Origin of the sequence: Sporomusa rhizae, from assembly GCF_041428845.1 — a bacterium.
Lineage (GTDB): Bacteria > Bacillota > Negativicutes > Sporomusales > Sporomusaceae > Sporomusa > Sporomusa rhizae.
In genome coordinates, this window is the sequence record NZ_CP156925.1 from 2,411,039 (window position 1) to 2,426,233 (window position 15,195).

General features: G+C 44.7%; 17 protein-coding genes and 1 riboswitch. All 17 genes read left to right on the forward strand.

The window, feature by feature from the left end:
* The first annotated feature begins 235 nt into the window (after nucleotides 1-235).
* Nucleotides 236-445: a ferredoxin family protein gene (locus tag SRRS_RS11060; RefSeq protein ID WP_371368776.1), complete on the forward strand. Its 210-nt coding sequence runs from the start codon at nucleotides 236-238 to the stop codon at nucleotides 443-445.
* A complete protein-coding gene (locus tag SRRS_RS11065) occupies nucleotides 442-1,581 on the forward strand; it encodes a 2-oxoacid:acceptor oxidoreductase subunit alpha (protein ID WP_371368779.1) in 1,140 nt (379 codons plus the stop codon). The genes SRRS_RS11060 and SRRS_RS11065 overlap by 4 nt, the downstream gene beginning before the upstream one ends.
* A complete protein-coding gene (locus tag SRRS_RS11070) occupies nucleotides 1,581-2,405 on the forward strand; it encodes a 2-oxoacid:ferredoxin oxidoreductase subunit beta (protein WP_371368781.1) in 825 nt (274 codons plus the stop codon). Before SRRS_RS11065 ends, SRRS_RS11070 begins: the two co-directional genes overlap by 1 nt.
* The gene (locus tag SRRS_RS11075) at nucleotides 2,405-2,938 is read left to right on the forward strand and encodes a 2-oxoacid:acceptor oxidoreductase family protein (RefSeq protein ID WP_371368783.1); all 534 of its coding nucleotides are present in this window, start codon (nucleotides 2,405-2,407) and stop codon (nucleotides 2,936-2,938) included. Before SRRS_RS11070 ends, SRRS_RS11075 begins: the two co-directional genes overlap by 1 nt.
* Before the next feature lie 216 nt (nucleotides 2,939-3,154).
* Nucleotides 3,155-3,327, forward strand: a riboswitch (cobalamin riboswitch).
* A 120-nt stretch (nucleotides 3,328-3,447) separates the two neighbouring features.
* Nucleotides 3,448-4,542 (forward strand): cobalt-precorrin-5B (C(1))-methyltransferase CbiD, encoded by a 1,095-nt coding sequence (cbiD, locus tag SRRS_RS11080; RefSeq protein WP_371369795.1) that lies wholly within the window; start codon nucleotides 3,448-3,450, stop codon nucleotides 4,540-4,542.
* Entirely contained in the window at nucleotides 4,521-5,156 is a 636-nt protein-coding gene (cbiE, locus tag SRRS_RS11085; RefSeq protein WP_371368785.1) for a precorrin-6y C5,15-methyltransferase (decarboxylating) subunit CbiE, read from the forward strand. Before cbiD ends, cbiE begins: the two co-directional genes overlap by 22 nt.
* Nucleotides 5,153-5,767: a precorrin-6Y C5,15-methyltransferase (decarboxylating) subunit CbiT gene (gene cbiT, locus SRRS_RS11090; protein WP_371368787.1), complete on the forward strand. Its 615-nt coding sequence runs from the start codon at nucleotides 5,153-5,155 to the stop codon at nucleotides 5,765-5,767. The genes cbiE and cbiT overlap by 4 nt, the downstream gene beginning before the upstream one ends.
* Before the next feature lie 134 nt (nucleotides 5,768-5,901).
* Nucleotides 5,902-6,666, forward strand: a complete 765-nt coding sequence (cobM, locus tag SRRS_RS11095) for a precorrin-4 C(11)-methyltransferase (protein ID WP_371368789.1) — start codon at nucleotides 5,902-5,904, stop codon at nucleotides 6,664-6,666.
* 3 nt (nucleotides 6,667-6,669) lie between these two features.
* Nucleotides 6,670-7,743 carry a cobalt-precorrin 5A hydrolase gene (locus SRRS_RS11100; RefSeq protein ID WP_371368790.1) on the forward strand — a complete coding sequence of 358 codons (1,074 nt, stop codon included), beginning with the start codon at nucleotides 6,670-6,672 and terminating at the stop codon, nucleotides 7,741-7,743.
* Between the two features lie 20 nt (nucleotides 7,744-7,763).
* A complete protein-coding gene (gene cobJ, locus SRRS_RS11105; protein WP_371368792.1) occupies nucleotides 7,764-8,453 on the forward strand; it encodes a precorrin-3B C(17)-methyltransferase in 690 nt (229 codons plus the stop codon).
* Nucleotides 8,450-9,211 (forward strand): precorrin-6A reductase, encoded by a 762-nt coding sequence (gene cobK, locus SRRS_RS11110; protein WP_371368793.1) that lies wholly within the window; start codon nucleotides 8,450-8,452, stop codon nucleotides 9,209-9,211. Before cobJ ends, cobK begins: the two co-directional genes overlap by 4 nt.
* 23 nt (nucleotides 9,212-9,234) lie before the next feature.
* Nucleotides 9,235-9,861: a precorrin-8X methylmutase gene (locus SRRS_RS11115; protein ID WP_371368795.1), complete on the forward strand. Its 627-nt coding sequence runs from the start codon at nucleotides 9,235-9,237 to the stop codon at nucleotides 9,859-9,861.
* 87 nt (nucleotides 9,862-9,948) lie between these two features.
* On the forward strand, nucleotides 9,949-11,343 hold the full coding sequence (locus SRRS_RS11120) for a cobyrinate a,c-diamide synthase (RefSeq protein WP_371368797.1): 1,395 nt from the start codon (nucleotides 9,949-9,951) through the stop codon (nucleotides 11,341-11,343).
* 5 nt (nucleotides 11,344-11,348) lie between these two features.
* Entirely contained in the window at nucleotides 11,349-11,930 is a 582-nt protein-coding gene (gene cobU / locus SRRS_RS11125) for a bifunctional adenosylcobinamide kinase/adenosylcobinamide-phosphate guanylyltransferase (RefSeq protein ID WP_371368799.1), read from the forward strand.
* Entirely contained in the window at nucleotides 11,923-13,455 is a 1,533-nt protein-coding gene (locus tag SRRS_RS11130; protein ID WP_371368801.1) for a cobyric acid synthase, read from the forward strand. Before cobU ends, SRRS_RS11130 begins: the two co-directional genes overlap by 8 nt.
* Before the next feature lie 2 nt (nucleotides 13,456-13,457).
* Nucleotides 13,458-14,408, forward strand: a complete 951-nt coding sequence (gene cbiB, locus SRRS_RS11135; RefSeq protein ID WP_371368802.1) for an adenosylcobinamide-phosphate synthase CbiB — start codon at nucleotides 13,458-13,460, stop codon at nucleotides 14,406-14,408.
* Nucleotides 14,409-14,436: 28 nt separating this feature from the next.
* Entirely contained in the window at nucleotides 14,437-15,162 is a 726-nt protein-coding gene (gene cobS, locus SRRS_RS11140; RefSeq protein ID WP_371368803.1) for an adenosylcobinamide-GDP ribazoletransferase, read from the forward strand.
* The last annotated feature ends 33 nt before the right edge of the window (nucleotides 15,163-15,195 follow it).

Sequence of the window (15,195 nt, forward strand, 5' to 3'; positions counted from 1 at the left end):
CGATTCAAACGATATAGCTTGTGTTATCTGGAATTCTGTTGCCTTATTAGTTCAGTATATTTGTAATAAGTCATCAAATAATATTAATTATTAAAGAAGGAAATTTTATGTTTGTTAACGTATGTATACAGGACAAGATGGTTGAATAACGTATTAGTATAGCTTATAATAGTATAGTAATATACTATGATCCGCACTAGATAGACATGGTGGTAAAGAGGAGTGAAAAAATATTATGGCACTAGATGTAAACCCTAAGCTTTGTAAAGGCTGCGGTATTTGCGTACACTTTTGCCCCAAAGAGGTCCTGGAATTAGATGACCTGGGCAAAATTTATGTAAAAGATTTGGATAAGTGCATTGAATGTGGTCAGTGCGAGTTGCGTTGTCCTGACTATGCTGTCAAAGTAACAAAAACAGAAAAAGATGGGAGGGCTAGCAAATGACTAAAGCGCGATTGATGCAGGGAAATCAAGCTTGTGCAGAAGGGGCATTAGCTGCGGGAGTAAGGTTCTTTGCCGGCTATCCTATTACTCCGAGTACAGAGGTTGCCGAGATACTTGCTGAAAAATTACCCGAATTAGGCGGCAAATTTATTCAAATGGAAGATGAAATTGCCAGTATGGGAGCTGTTTGTGGTGCCGCTTTAACCGGAGTTAAGGCGTTGACGGCTACTAGCGGCCCAGGATTTTCTTTGAAACAAGAACTAATCGGTTATGCTTCGATTGCAGAAATTCCGGTTGTAATTGTTAATGTGCAGCGTATGGGGCCAAGTACAGGCTTACCTACATCTCCTGCGCAAGGTGATGTTATGCAAGCACGCTGGGGCAGCCATGGTGACCGCGGAGTTATTGCTTTGTCGCCGGCCTCTGTACGGGAATGCTACGATGTTGCAGTCAAAGCCGTAAACTTTTCTGAGAAGTTTCGGACACCTGTAATATTGCTTCTTGATGAAGTTATTGGTCATATGCGTGAGCGAGTGGAGTTACCTGAACAGGAATCCATTGAAATTATAAATCGCAAACAGCCTTCTGGATCTCCAAGCGAATACCAAGCTTACAAACCGGATGCTGACGGTGTTCCGCAAATGGCTTCGTTTGGTTCCGGTTATTATTATCATGTAACAGGGCTAGTACATAATTATCAAGGTCAGCCTACTCAGTCTAATGTTCTTACAGCAGAACTGGTTGAACGACTGCACACAAAAATTGATAATGCAAAAGACGAAATAACTCTTTATACCGAGCATTATCTTGATGATGCTGAAGTATTGGTTATTTCTTACGGTGGTTCGGCCAGAGCGGCAATTGCTGCGGTTAAGGCGGCCAGAGCGCAAGGCATTAAAGCTGGTTTATTGAAGTTGATAACAATTTGGCCATTTCCGGGTCATGTTGTGCAACGTGCGGCAGCAAAGGCTAAAAAAGTCATAGTACCGGAAATGAACTACGGACAATTAGTTGGCGAGATTGAACGCTATGTCGAACGTGATAAAGTAGTATCTGTTACCCGGGTCGATGGTGAGCTGTTTAAGCCTGAAGAAATTTTGGAACCAATTGTTACAGCGGCTGGAGGTGCTAGATAATGGCAAACATCGAAAAGTATTTGCGTCCATCAGCCTTTCCACATATCTGGTGTCCAGGCTGCGGCAATGGTATTATTTTAGCGTCTATTATTCGCGCTATTGACAAGTTAAATCTTAAACAAGATAAAACTGTAATTGTTTCAGGCATTGGCTGTTCCTCACGGGCATCGGGATATATGAATTTTAATACCGTGCATACCGCGCATGGCCGGGCCCTTACTTTTGCTACGGGTATAAAACTGGCAAATCCTGAGTTAAATGTGTTGGTTATTACTGGTGATGGAGATGCTACCGCGATTGGGGGTAACCACTTTATCCATGCCGCTCGACGGAATATCGATTTAACTACGATTATTTTTAATAATAATATATATGGTATGACCGGAGGTCAGTCATCACCGCTTACTCCTTTAGCAAGCCGCTCAACTACGGCGCCTTATGGACACATTGAACGAGCCTTTGATATTGGAGCTTTGGCAATTGCGTCTGGTGCTACCTATGTGGCCAGAGCTACAGCGTATCATGCCAATATGTTAACTGATCTTGTTGTTAAGGGTATTGAAAATAAAGGCTTTTCCGTTATTGATGCTATAACTCAATGTCCTGTTTCGTATGGACGCAAAAATAAGATGGGATCGGCCGCTAAAATGCTGGAATGGCAAAAGGAACATGCTATGCCTGTACAGGCTGCTGCCAAACTATCACCGGAACAGCTTAAGGATAAATTCTTAATTGGAGAACTTCACCGGTCAGAAGCCCCTGAATTTACAGCCGAATATGACAAGCTTATTGCCCATGTTCAGGCTAAAAGGGGGAATAAATAATGTGGCAGATTAGTTTAAGTGGTACCGGCGGTCAAGGCCTTATTCTCGCAGGCATTATTTTGGCAGAGGCTGCAATTGTTGACGGAAAACAGACCATTCAGACCCAATCTTATGGCCCGGAAGCCCGCGGCGGCGCCAGTAAATCTGAAGTTATTATAAGTGACGGCGAAATTGATTATCCTAAAGCAACAGCGGCAGATATTCTATTGGCTATGAGTCAGGAGGCATGCAATAAATATATTAGTCTTCTAAAAGAGGGCGGCAAGCTGATTATCGATACCACACTAGTTAAGACTGCTCCTGAAGTAAATGCTAAAATATTAGCTTTGCCAATCACTCATATTGCCCGCAATGAATTGGGAAATGTAATGGTTGCTAATATTGTTGCTCTTGGCGCTTTGGCCGGATTTACCGGTATAGTAGAGCTGGATTGCCTAACAAAGGCCGTGTTAGCCAGAGTTCCAAAAGGTACTGAGGAACTAAATAAGAAGGCGCTTGAGACTGGCTTTGCTTTGGGTAAAGCTGAAAAATAAACCAAAAGTAAAGGAGATCCCACGCAGGATCTCCTTTATGTTTTGAATCTCTTTATCCTAAAAACTTTGGATAACCAAGTCTTCTGATGACATTTATTTGAATTTTATAGGTGAAAGTTGTCTAAAATATTTATACGTAAGAAAAAGTTGATAATTCTTGGCTAGCTTGCAGGAAAATGTAATATGCGCATGGAATTATGTAAGCTATCATAATTGGATAAGTGTAAGGGAATGGGTGCTTTCATGCTTAAAAAGGGAAGTCCGGTGTAAAACCGGCGCGGTCCCGCCACTGTAATGGGGATGCTACCTTAGATGCCACTGGGAAACTGGGAAGGTTAGGTATGTGATGAGCCAAAGTCAGGAGACCTGCCTGTTCTAACACATGCCGCTAGGACCTACGGAAGATAGGCAGGTATGGGTACAATAATCAGGCAAATAAATTATTTTGTTGTTTGGTGTTATACCCCCTGCACAAGGGGGTTTTTCTATTGGATGATAAAGATAAACCAATGCGTAAAGGAATAACTACTGGAACTTGTGCTGCAGCAGCTGCTAAGGCAGCAATTTTGGCTTGGCAAGGTCAGCATATAAGTATTGTCGAGGTAATTTCGCCGCAGGGCGTTACGCTGACAGTGCCTATTGTTGAAACCAAAATAATTACTGGTGGTGGCTGTGGTACAGTAATAAAAGATTCTGGGGATGATCCCGATATTACCAATGGCGTCAGGATCGAATCGAAGGTAGTCCTTACCGATAAGCCGGAAATTATTATCAAAGCTGGCCAGGGTGTAGGGACAGTAACCAAACCAGGGTTGGCTGTCGCTGTTGGTGAACCGGCAATAAATCCGGGACCGAGAGCTATGATTACGCGGGCAGTCGCCGAATGTTTACCCGAAGGTAAAGGTGCTGTCGTTACTGTTTCTATTCCCGAAGGTGAAAAATTGGCCGCTCGAACCCTAAACCCCATATTGGGTATTGTTGGTGGCCTGTCAATTATTGGTACAACCGGCATTGTTGAGCCAATGTCGGAAGAGGCTTTTAAAGATTCACTTGTACCACAAATTAGTGTTGTCCAGGCATTAGGATATAATGATATCGTATTTGCGCCTGGCAAGATTGGTCAGGATATTGCGATCAATCGCTATGGAATACCGGCTGCTGCCGTTGTGCAGACAAGTAATTTCATTGGGCATATGCTGGAAAATGCTGTGAAGTATGGCATGCGCCGGGTGCTGCTGTTCGGCCATCTCGGCAAGATAGTCAAAGTATCGTCAGGTATATTTCATACTCATAATCGCATGGCGGACGCCCGCTTAGAAACGATAGCGGCCTATTTAGCGGCGAACGGAGCCCCGCAGGAGGCTGTTAAGGAGGTTCTGGCGGTAACTACTACCGAAGCTGCCATGCCAATTATTGACCGTTATAACATGACGGGTGTATATCAAATATTGGCCGAACGAGCCAGCGCGCGTGCTATGCGTTATGTTTTTGGTGATTTGACTGTGGGAACAGTCATTGTGACTTTAAAAGGTGACATACTGGGGCTTGACCAGACCGCCCGGGAAATTGGAGGCCATTTAGGATGGAAGCTAGACATAAAATAGTAGTTGTTGGTATTGGACCGGGATCGCCTGACTATGTGTTGCCAATAGCTAGCAGAACAATTGCGGCTGCTAAGGTTGTTGTTGGCAGCAAGCGGGCGCTCGATACTTTTTCTAACCCAGGCCAGGTTACGAAAGTCATTGACAAAGATATTATGGGCGTACTAGATTTTGTTGAAGGACAGCTTATTAGCCAGGATGTTGTAGTTATGGTGTCGGGAGATCCTGGATTTTACAGTATGTTGGCGGCAATCAGAAATAAATTTGCAGCTAAACAAATTAGTGTTATTCCGGGTATTAGTTCGGCGCAGCTGGCGTTTGCCCGGTTAGCTGATGTTTGGCAAGATGCGAATCTAATTAGCATGCATGGAAGGAAAGCGGATGATAAGATGCTTAACTTCCAGCCACCCCATCATAAGTTGGGAATCTTAACCGATACACAGCATAATCCGGCAACTATTGCTCGTATTTTACTAACGCATAGTTGGCCTGAAAATGCTATTGTCTGGTTGTGCACAAACTTATCCTATGATAATGAGCTTGTTGCTGAAATGACCTTAGTTGAAGCGACTGAAACTCCTGGTTTTGAGCATTGCGTAATGGTGGTGAAGGTATGAGTTATGGATTAGGTATTCCGGACAGTGAGTTTATCAGAGGCGACATACCTATGACCAAACAGGAGATTAGGATACTAACTTTGGCAAAGGCTAGAATTACTCCACACGATACAGTCATTGATATTGGGGCAGGAACCGGTTCCTTGTCGATAGAGGCTGCGTTATTAGCCCGGCAAGGTAAAATAATTGCAATTGAGCGTGAACCTGAGGGTGTTGAGTTAATCAAGGCAAATGCTGCTAAATTTAGCGTTCCTAATGTTGAGGCGATACTGGGACCTGCACCGGAAATGATGACTGGATTACCAGCGGCCGACGTTGTTTTGATTGGGGGAAGCGGTGGCAGGCTACCTGATATTCTTGCCAGTGCAGATCAATTGCTTAAACCAGGTGGTCGGCTTATTATAACGGCTGTTACGGTAGAGACTCTATCAATTGCACTTGCGCTTATGCGTCGGAAAGCCGACTATAGTGTTGATGCATGCTGTGTACAGGTTACACGGGTTCAGCCGGTAGGCTCCTCTAATATGTTCAAGGCGCTAAATCCGATTTATATTATCGAGTGTAATAAAGTAGACTTAGCTTCAGGTGGGGGAACTCAATCTGAAGGTTAGCCGCCCTTATCCAGGGACGTAGTCGCTCTTAGCTCCCACTTATAAAAGCCGGGAGCCTTAGAGCGGGTTAGTTACGGGATAAAAAAAAGTTAGATTGGTTTTAAAGTACTACCGAAAAGAAGGGAGAAATAACAATGAATGTATTCTTCGTAGGAGCCGGCCCCGGCGATCCCGAACTAATAACCGTGAAAGGCCAACGTCTTTTAGGTCAGGCTGATATTATTATCTATGCTGGTTCCTTGGTAAATCCCGCACTATTATCGCTGGCTAAAAATGGCGCTGCTATTTATAATAGTGCCTCGATGACGCTCGATGAAGTTATTAGCGTTATGGTCAGTGGAGTTCAGGATAATAAGCTTGTAGTTAGGCTGCACACAGGCGATCCCAGTATTTATGGCGCTATTCAAGAACAAATGGATGCACTGGCTCTAAAAGAGATTAACTTTGAAGTTATTCCTGGGGTTAGCTCCTTCTTGGCTACAGCTGCAGCTCTAAAGCAAGAGTACACCTTGCCGGATGTGTCCCAAACTGTAATCATTACTCGTCTGGAAGGACGCACACCCGTCCCAGAAAAAGAAAAGTTGGTTAAGTTAGCAAGCCATGAGGCAACGATGTGCATTTTCTTAAGCGTTCACATGCTTGACAATGTTGTTAAAGAATTGGCGGATGGGGGATATTCCTATGATACGCCTGTTGCTATTGTCCAAAAAGCATCCTGGCCTGATGAAAAAATCTTCCGTGCTACCTTGGCCACAATTGCTAAAATTGCCAGGGAAAACAATATTGACCGGACAGCTATGATCGTTGTAGGTAAAGTCTTACATACCGATTATGCTTTGTCACGTTTATATGCTCCGGAATTTGGACATATGTTCAGACAGGCTCAGGAGGATAAGTAAGTTGTGAATTTAGCACTTATTTCTGTTACTCGAAAAGGGGCCGAACTGGCTGAACAGATAAAGCCGCTATTGGGACCAAATGTAGATGTTTATGCAAAAATTGAGCGTAACCCTTTTACTTCTCATCAGGTATTTGACTCTTTGCGAGATTTAATAAAGAAAATTTTCCCGGAATATGATGGATTTATTTTTATTATGGCTACGGGGATTGTAGTCAGGGTTATTGCTCCCTATATCAGGGATAAGCGATTGGATCCGGCAGTTGTGGCTATGGATGATGGTGGTAATTTTGCCATTAGTCTGTTGGCCGGTCATATTGGCGGTGCCAATGATTTAACCAAGCTTGTAGGAAAGGCCGCTGGTGCTGTTCCTGTTATTACTACAGCTACCGACGTCGCTCAATTGCCTGCTGCGGACGTTTTGGCCGTCCGGCTAAACTTAGCCATAGAGCCATTTAGCTCACTAAAAACAGTAAATTCAGCTATTGTTAATGGCGATAGAGTGTTATTCTTTGTCGATACAGAACTGGCTGAACATGAACACTATAGCGATTTAGCAGCCAAACAAAATATCAGATTAATTGATGCTTGTAAACTTACTGATACAGATAAGTATGATGCTGCGGTGGTAATCTCTGACAAGGAACTTCCTATTTCCAAACCGCATCTATATTTACGGCCAGGAAGTTTGGCTATTGGCCTAGGGTGCCGCCGTGGTACTACCAGCGCGGAAATTCTTTCCGCAATTAGTGAGGCCTGCTCACAGATTGGAAGAAGTTTTAAAAGTGTAGCCGTAATCGGTAGTACTGTTCTAAAAGAAGACGAAATAGGGTTACTAGCTGCGGCCCAGCAATTAGATGTACCTATTGAATTTTTTAGTAATGAACAGCTCAAAAAATGTATCGACCAGCAAAAATTATCATTATCGGATTTTGTAAATGAAAAGATAGGAGTGGGGAATGTATGCGAACCAGCAGCAATTTTAGCGGGGCAGAACAGCCAACTGATGTTGCCCAAAACCAAGTATCCCAAGGTGACTGTAGCTATCACGCCGGTAAAATATCGGTGGTGGGAATAGGACCGGGAAGTGTAAATGACATGACGCCGCGGGCTCGGCAGGCAATTGAGAGTGCCGAGATAATTGTTGGCTATGATACCTATTTGGATTTGATACAAGACTTACTGGCAGGCAAAGTCACTATTGGGACCGGCATGATGCAAGAAGTTGATCGATGCCAAGCTGCCGTAGAGCAGGCTATGACTGGAAAACAGGTTGCTGTTATTTCCAGCGGCGATCCTGGTGTATATGGCATGGCCGGTTTAGTGCTTGAACTTGTTGGTAAGTATCCGGCAGCTGTTCAGCCTGAAGTTTGTGTTATTCCAGGAATCAGCGCTGTAGGTGCGGCCGCTTCTATCTTAGGCGCTCCACTGATGCATGATTTTGCCGTTATTAGTTTAAGCGACTTACTGACCCCTTGGGAAGTAATCGAAAAGAGAGTTGAAATGGCTGCTGCGGGCGATTTTGTTATAGCTATCTATAATCCTAAAAGCACTAGGCGGACGAGCCAGATTGAAACGGTACGCGAAATTACATTGAGACACCGCAGTTCGGATACTCCTGTCGGTATCGTCCATCATGCTACCCGGAGTAAAGAAAATATGACCTTATCAACTTTGGATAGATTTACTAAAGAACATATTGATATGTTCTCACTAGTTATTATCGGCAACAGTCAGACCTATATTGCCGACGGAAAAATGGTAACACCGCGAGGCTACAGGCTATGATTTTAGTGCTGGCCGGGACGCTCGATGGCCGGGAATTAGCTGTGAGGTTAGCTAAAACCGGTTTTCAGGTTATGGTATCAGTAATTAGCGAGTACGGGAGAAGTTTAGCTGAGGTACCAGGTATTAGCGTTCACATCGGACAGCTTGCAGCCGAGGGAATGAAGGAACTAATAACAGCAAACGGGATTAAAACTGTGGTAGATGCTAGTCATCCTTATGCTGTTAATGTATCGGCGAATGCTATGGCAGCTTGTGAGAATAGTGGCATTCCGTATATCCGCTATGAACGGGCGGAAGTGGGATTGCCTGATTATGAGCAGTTATATATGGTTAGTGACGCCAGTGAAGCGGCCCGGCTTGCTGCCCGCATGGGGAAGGTCGTTTTTTTGACAACAGGAAGCCGCACGCTTAAGATATTTAAAAATGAACCACAATTAGCCGATTGCCGGTTAGTTGCCCGCGTATTGCCGCAGGCTGATGTTATAACAGAATGTATCGGTCTGGGTTTTAATCCTGGTGATATTGTGGCCATTAAAGGACCGTTCTCCCACGAACTTAATGTGGCGTTATTTAAGGAATACGGTACTCAGGTTGTTATAACCAAAAACAGTGGCACAGTCGGTGGAGCTGATACTAAAATATCGGCGGCTATGGAATTAGGGCTGCCGCTTATTGTAATTGGCAGACCAGCTATGAATTATAAAAATTTGTGTAAGACACCCGAAGAGGTAATTTGTAAGGTGTTTGACGTAAGATAAGCGAACTTCAGGGAGGCAATACAATGGAGTACATAAAAGATCCCATGGCCATTGAGACGCGCAGCATGGAGATTATTGCGCCGTATTTGGCTGGTTTTAATTTAGATGAACAAGCCGTCAAGGTTTATTCGCGGATTATCCATGCTGCCGGTGATCCGGACTATGCCAATATTATTAGAATTCATCCTGATGCCATTGCCTCAGGCCTTGCCGCACTTAAAGCTGGTTGCAATATTTTTTGTGATGTCGAGATGGTTCGTACCGGCATTAATAAACGCCGTTTGGCTGAACTTGGCGGTCAAGCTTATTGTTTGGTAGCAGATGAGACGGTGGCAAAAGAAGCTAAAGCGGCGGGAATAACCCGCTCAATGGCAGCTATGCGCAAGTTTGGCACTAAACTTAATGGTTCCATTGTAGCGATAGGTAATGCTCCTACCGCTTTATTTGAAGTGCTAAAAATGATTAAAGAAGACGGTATCAAACCCGCGCTTATAGTTGGTGTACCGGTAGGCTTTGTTGGCGCAGCAGAATCCAAAGAACTGCTCAATACTACTTCGCCTGTTCCTTTTATTACCGTACTGGGGAACAAGGGCGGCAGCCCAATTGCTGCAGCTTCAGTTAATGCAGTCATGTATATGCTTGGCCGCTAACCAGGACTCACTGATTTAACAACACGGCCGCGCAAGTAATTATCAGGCTTTTATGGCTAACGCGAGACCGATACTAGGAGGATAGCTATGGGGCAGTCGAATATTCCACGGATTGTCATTGCAGGGGTACATAGCGGTGTTGGCAAAACAACCATCGTAACAGGTATACTGTCAGCATTAACTGCACGTGGCTTAAATGTTCAATCCTATAAAGTTGGTCCTGATTATATTGACCCAGGCTTTCACCGGTTAGCCAGTGGCAAAAACGCTCATAACCTTGATACCTGGCTGGTGCCGCCTGAAACAATTACCGAAATATTTACCAGTACGGCGGCCGGGAATGATATCGCCATTATTGAAGGCGTTATGGGCCTATATGATGGCGGGCGTTCGGGCGTCAGCAGTACGGCTGCAGTGGCCAAGATGCTTAAAGCTCCGGTTGTGCTGATTATTGACGCAAAATCTATGGGCGAAAGTGCTGCGGCTATTGCTTTAGGCTTCAAAATGTACGATCCGGATGTTAATCTAGCTGGCGTCATTATTAACCGGCTTGGCTCGGAAAGTCATAAATTAATGGTGTGTGAGGCTCTTGCAAAAGTAGGTATTCCGGTTATTGGGGCAGTTTTTCGTAATAACGGGCTTATGATGCCTGAACGGCATTTAGGTTTGACGCCCGTCACCGAGCACGATGCGGCAAATACTGTCATTGAAATGGGACGCCAAATGGCTGAACAGGTAGCCTTGGATAATTTGCTGGATTTAGCTAAAACAGCAGGTTCGTTGCCTGGCCGGAGTTTGGCAGCTCAGGATAGGGTCAATCCGGCAACCATTCGCATTGGCGTAGCCCAGGATGACGTGTTTACTTTTTATTATCCCTCAAGTCTTGAGGTGTTGACTGAGTTTGGTGCAGAGTTTGTACCATTTAGTCCGCTTAACGATAAACAGTTACCGGATATCGATGGTATTATCTTGGGTGGTGGCTTTCCCGAGATGTTTGTCAAAGAATTATCAGGAAATGTTTCTATGCGCAATAGTATACTCAGTGCAGCTAAAGCGGGTATACCGATTTATGCTGAGTGCGGCGGTCTGATGTATTTAACGCGGCAGATAGTAGACTTTAACGGGCAGGCGCATGACATGGCCGGTATAATTCCAGCAGTATCCAAGATGGAAGCTAAACTTGAAACTGTGGGTTATGTGGAAGCAACAGCTTTGACCGATAACGTCTTATGCAGCAATGGTGATGTTTTGCGCGGGCACGAATTTCATTTTTCCCGGATGACACCGGATATAGAGCCTGAGAAGTTTCCTTGGGCGTTTGAATTTAAAAAAATGCGGACAGGGGCTAAATACCAGGGCGGTTATGCTTCAGATGAGATTCTGGCTTCTTACCTGCATATGCATTTTGCAGGTAATCGGCAAGCCGCCAAGCGGTTTGTTGAGCGGTGTGCTCGGTATAGGAGCTTGGCTAGCAGGAGGTAAAATAGATGTCAGGGAAGATTGTTTTGGTTACCGGCGGGGCACGCAGTGGCAAAAGTATGTTTGCCGAACGATATGTCGCACAAGGCGGGCGAAAAGTTGCCTATATCGCAACTGCCCAAGTTTATGATGAAGAAATGAAAGAACGGGTACAGCTTCACAAAAGCCGCCGGCCGGCTAATTGGGTTACGTTTGAAGCACCATACCATGCTGACGTGGCGATGGCGCAGGCAGTGCAAAGTGCTGAGGCGGTTTTATTTGATTGTTTGACACTATATACCAGCAATCTTTTATTAGCTGAAGATGCCCCAACTGACCGGGAAGGTCGTTACCAGACCATCGTGGCAGCAATTGATAAATTGTTGACCAGCGCTAAGCAAGGCGACGCCGATGTAGTTTTCGTAAGTAATGAAGTTGGCACAGGTATTGTGCCTGATAATGCCCTGGCCAGGGAATACCGCGATGTGGCAGGCCTTGTTAATCAAAAGATAGCAAAATGTGCAGACGAAGTATATTTAGTTGTAAGCGGCTTGGCTGTTGAACTAAAAAAAATAGCCATTAGTCTGGAGGAGGGTGAGCTTAATGGCTAAAGCAATTATGCTGCAGGGAACAAGCTCCCATGTTGGCAAAAGCATCTTAACAACGGCGTTATGCCGGATTTTTAAACAGGATGGACTAAAGGTAACGCCGTTTAAAGCCCAAAACATGGCTCTTAATTCCTATGTTACAAAAACAGGCGGAGAAATGGGACGGGCGCAAGTGGCTCAGGCTGAGGCTGCCGGCCTGGATCCTGCTGTTGAAATGAATCCCGTATTATTGAAACCTACAGGAAATTCCTGTTCGCAAGTAATTGTAATGGGTAAGCCGGTAGGAAACATGTCTGCTAAAGAATATCATTCCGGCTATAGTCTTACCGCCCTTGGCGTAGTTACTGAATGTCTTGAAAAATTACATAAGGATTTTGATTCTATCGTAATTGAGGGAGCCGGTAGTCCGGCTGAGGTTAATCTTAAAGCTAATGATATTGTTAATATGCGGATCGCCAAGCTTGCTGGCGCTCCTGTACTTCTAATCGCCGATATTGATAGAGGTGGAGCCTTGGCGTCGGTAGTGGGGACGCTGGAATTGCTTGACCCCGATGAGCGCGATCTGGTCAAAGGCATAATCATAAACAAATTCCGGGGTGATATTAATTTATTAAAACCGGCGCTGGAGTTTCTTGAAACTAAAACAGGCAAGCCCGTAGTAGGGGTTGTTCCGCATCTTGATCGGCTTGGAATTGATGACGAGGATTCGGTATCGTTGGAAGATAAGCAGCAAACAGCTAAAACCGGCGATCTGGATATTGCCGTTCTGCGTCTACCTAAAATATCTAATTTTACTGATTTTGATGCCTTAGCAAATGAGAGCGATGTTACGGTCCGCTATGTAAGGCAAGGCGAGGCGTTGGGCAAACCCGACCTGATTATTATACCTGGCAGCAAGAATACTACCGAAGATTTGCTGTACCTTCGCAATAACGGTTATGAGCGGGAAATTATCAAATTAGTAAAAAATGGTACGCCGATAATTGGTATCTGCGGTGGTTACCAAATGCTTGGACGAGAAGTGCAAGATCCTGAACACACCGAGTCAGACTTGGATAAGGTTATGGGGTTGGGGCTTATTGATAGCATTACCATATTTGAGCCCGAGAAAGTAACCCATCAGGTCGAAGCAACTGCTATTAATCATAGTTTTTTAGGAATTAATTATAGTGGCACTCACTTGAAAGGCTACGAAATTCATATGGGTCGTACTCAATTTCTGAGCCCGGTAGATGTTGCTTTTACCATTAATACCCGTTCGGGAGCGAAAGTAACTATGTCTGATGGTGTTGTCTCTTTAGATGGGCTGGTTATGGGGACTTATATGCATGGGATTTTTGATAATGACTCCTATCGCCGGACAGTACTTGATGCGCTGAGAGTGCGTAAAGGGCTGGCTCCGCTGGGGGTTATCAGGGATACACAGGCGCTAAAAGATGCAGCTTATAATCGGCTGGCCGATGTTGTCCGGAAGAATATGGATATGGATTTAGTTTATCGTATTATGAACGAGTCCAATGGTAGATAGAAATGGAACACTACTTAGCAATAGGCGCGGTTATTATTGATCGCCTAATTGGTGATCCACGTACATCACTTCATCCCGTAGTCGTTATTGGTAACTTTATTGCTTGGCTGGAACGGCAGCTGTTAAACCCAAATAACTCGGCCGGGCGGAAGAAGTTTGCCGGTGCAGTATTAGTGATTATTGTATTGATTACGGTGTATGCGGCAGTATGGCTAACCCTGGCAGCGTTAACTACCGTTCACCCTTGGGCCGGTTATATTGGAGGGGTAATGTTTCTCTCATTTACTATATCTCCTAGTAGTTTGGCCGAAGCTGGGCGGGAAATAGCCGGATATCTTCGTGACGGAAATATGGAACAAGCAAGGGTTAAGGTTGGTTGGATAGTAGGACGGGACACAGCTGAGCTTGATATACCTGAGGTTACCCGGGCGACTGTGGAAACTGTTGCCGAAAATATTGTTGACGGTATTATATCACCGTTGTTTTATGCTATAATCGGTGGTGTACCCTTGGCTTGTTTGTACCGCGCAGTAAACACTATGGACTCTATGGTTGGCTATAAAAATGAAAAATACCGGGATTTTGGTATGGTTGCCGCCCGGATAGATGACGTTTTCAACTATATTCCGGCACGAATTACCGGATTACTGATTATTATTACCGCTAAAATTCTTGGGTTGGATGCGGCCGGTGCGTGGCAATCCCTCAAGCGTGATGCTGCCAAGCATCCTAGTCCTAATAGCGGCTTTTCTGAAGCCGGAGTAGCCGGCGCTTTAGGAGTCCGGCTGGGGGGATTAAACTATTATGGCGGAATTGCCTCCCATCGCGCCCACATGGGAGAGGCTAAAGTAGAGCTTGGGCCCATACATATCGAAAAAACTATTCAAATTATGTATGTAGTTACCACCTTGTTTATTGCAGCGGCATTTGCTTTAAAATGGCTGCTTTCGTAGCCAAGGCGCAATTCAAGGAGGGATATATTTGCAGGATTTTTTTACCGGGTTACAGTTTCTTACCCGCATCCGCATTGTTGAGCAAACAGACTGGTCACTTGAGCGATTTGGCAGCAGTGTAAAGTATTTTACTTTAATTGGTGCTATTATCGGGCTTATTCTGGCTGGGTTAAATTATATACTAAGCCAATTTTTGCCCCAGCATGTGTTAGCTGCTGTTATTGTTATGTCAGAAATTATAATTACCGGCGGCTTACACTGTGACGGCTTTATGGATACCGCCGACGGCATATTTTCGGGACGTTCACGGGAACGAATGCTGGAAATCATGAAAGACAGCCGGGTGGGAGCCAATGGGGTAGTGGCTTTTGGCTTACTTTTATTATTGAAATACTCGGTGATTTTTGATATGACGCCGACCATGCTTACTACTGCACTTGTTATCATGCCTATCGTAGGACGTTTGACAATGGTTATAAGTATAACTTCATTTCCCTATGCCCGGCCTGATGGTATGGGAAAAGCATTTGCCGAGTATGCTGGTCGCAATGCGCTCTTTGTTGCGGCCATTACAGCTTTGGTAATCATTATCCCGCTTGGTCTTCAGGCAATGATTAGCGCCGGGGTCGCTATTATGTTTGGACTTGCAGCAGCTCGATATTTTGCCAAAGTACTAGGCGGTCTTACCGGTGATACCTACGGTGCGGTTACAGAACTGACTGAATTAATAACATTACTTGTGTTTGTCATTTAGCCCTAAAAAGATTCAATCATTGAAAGGCTGGCT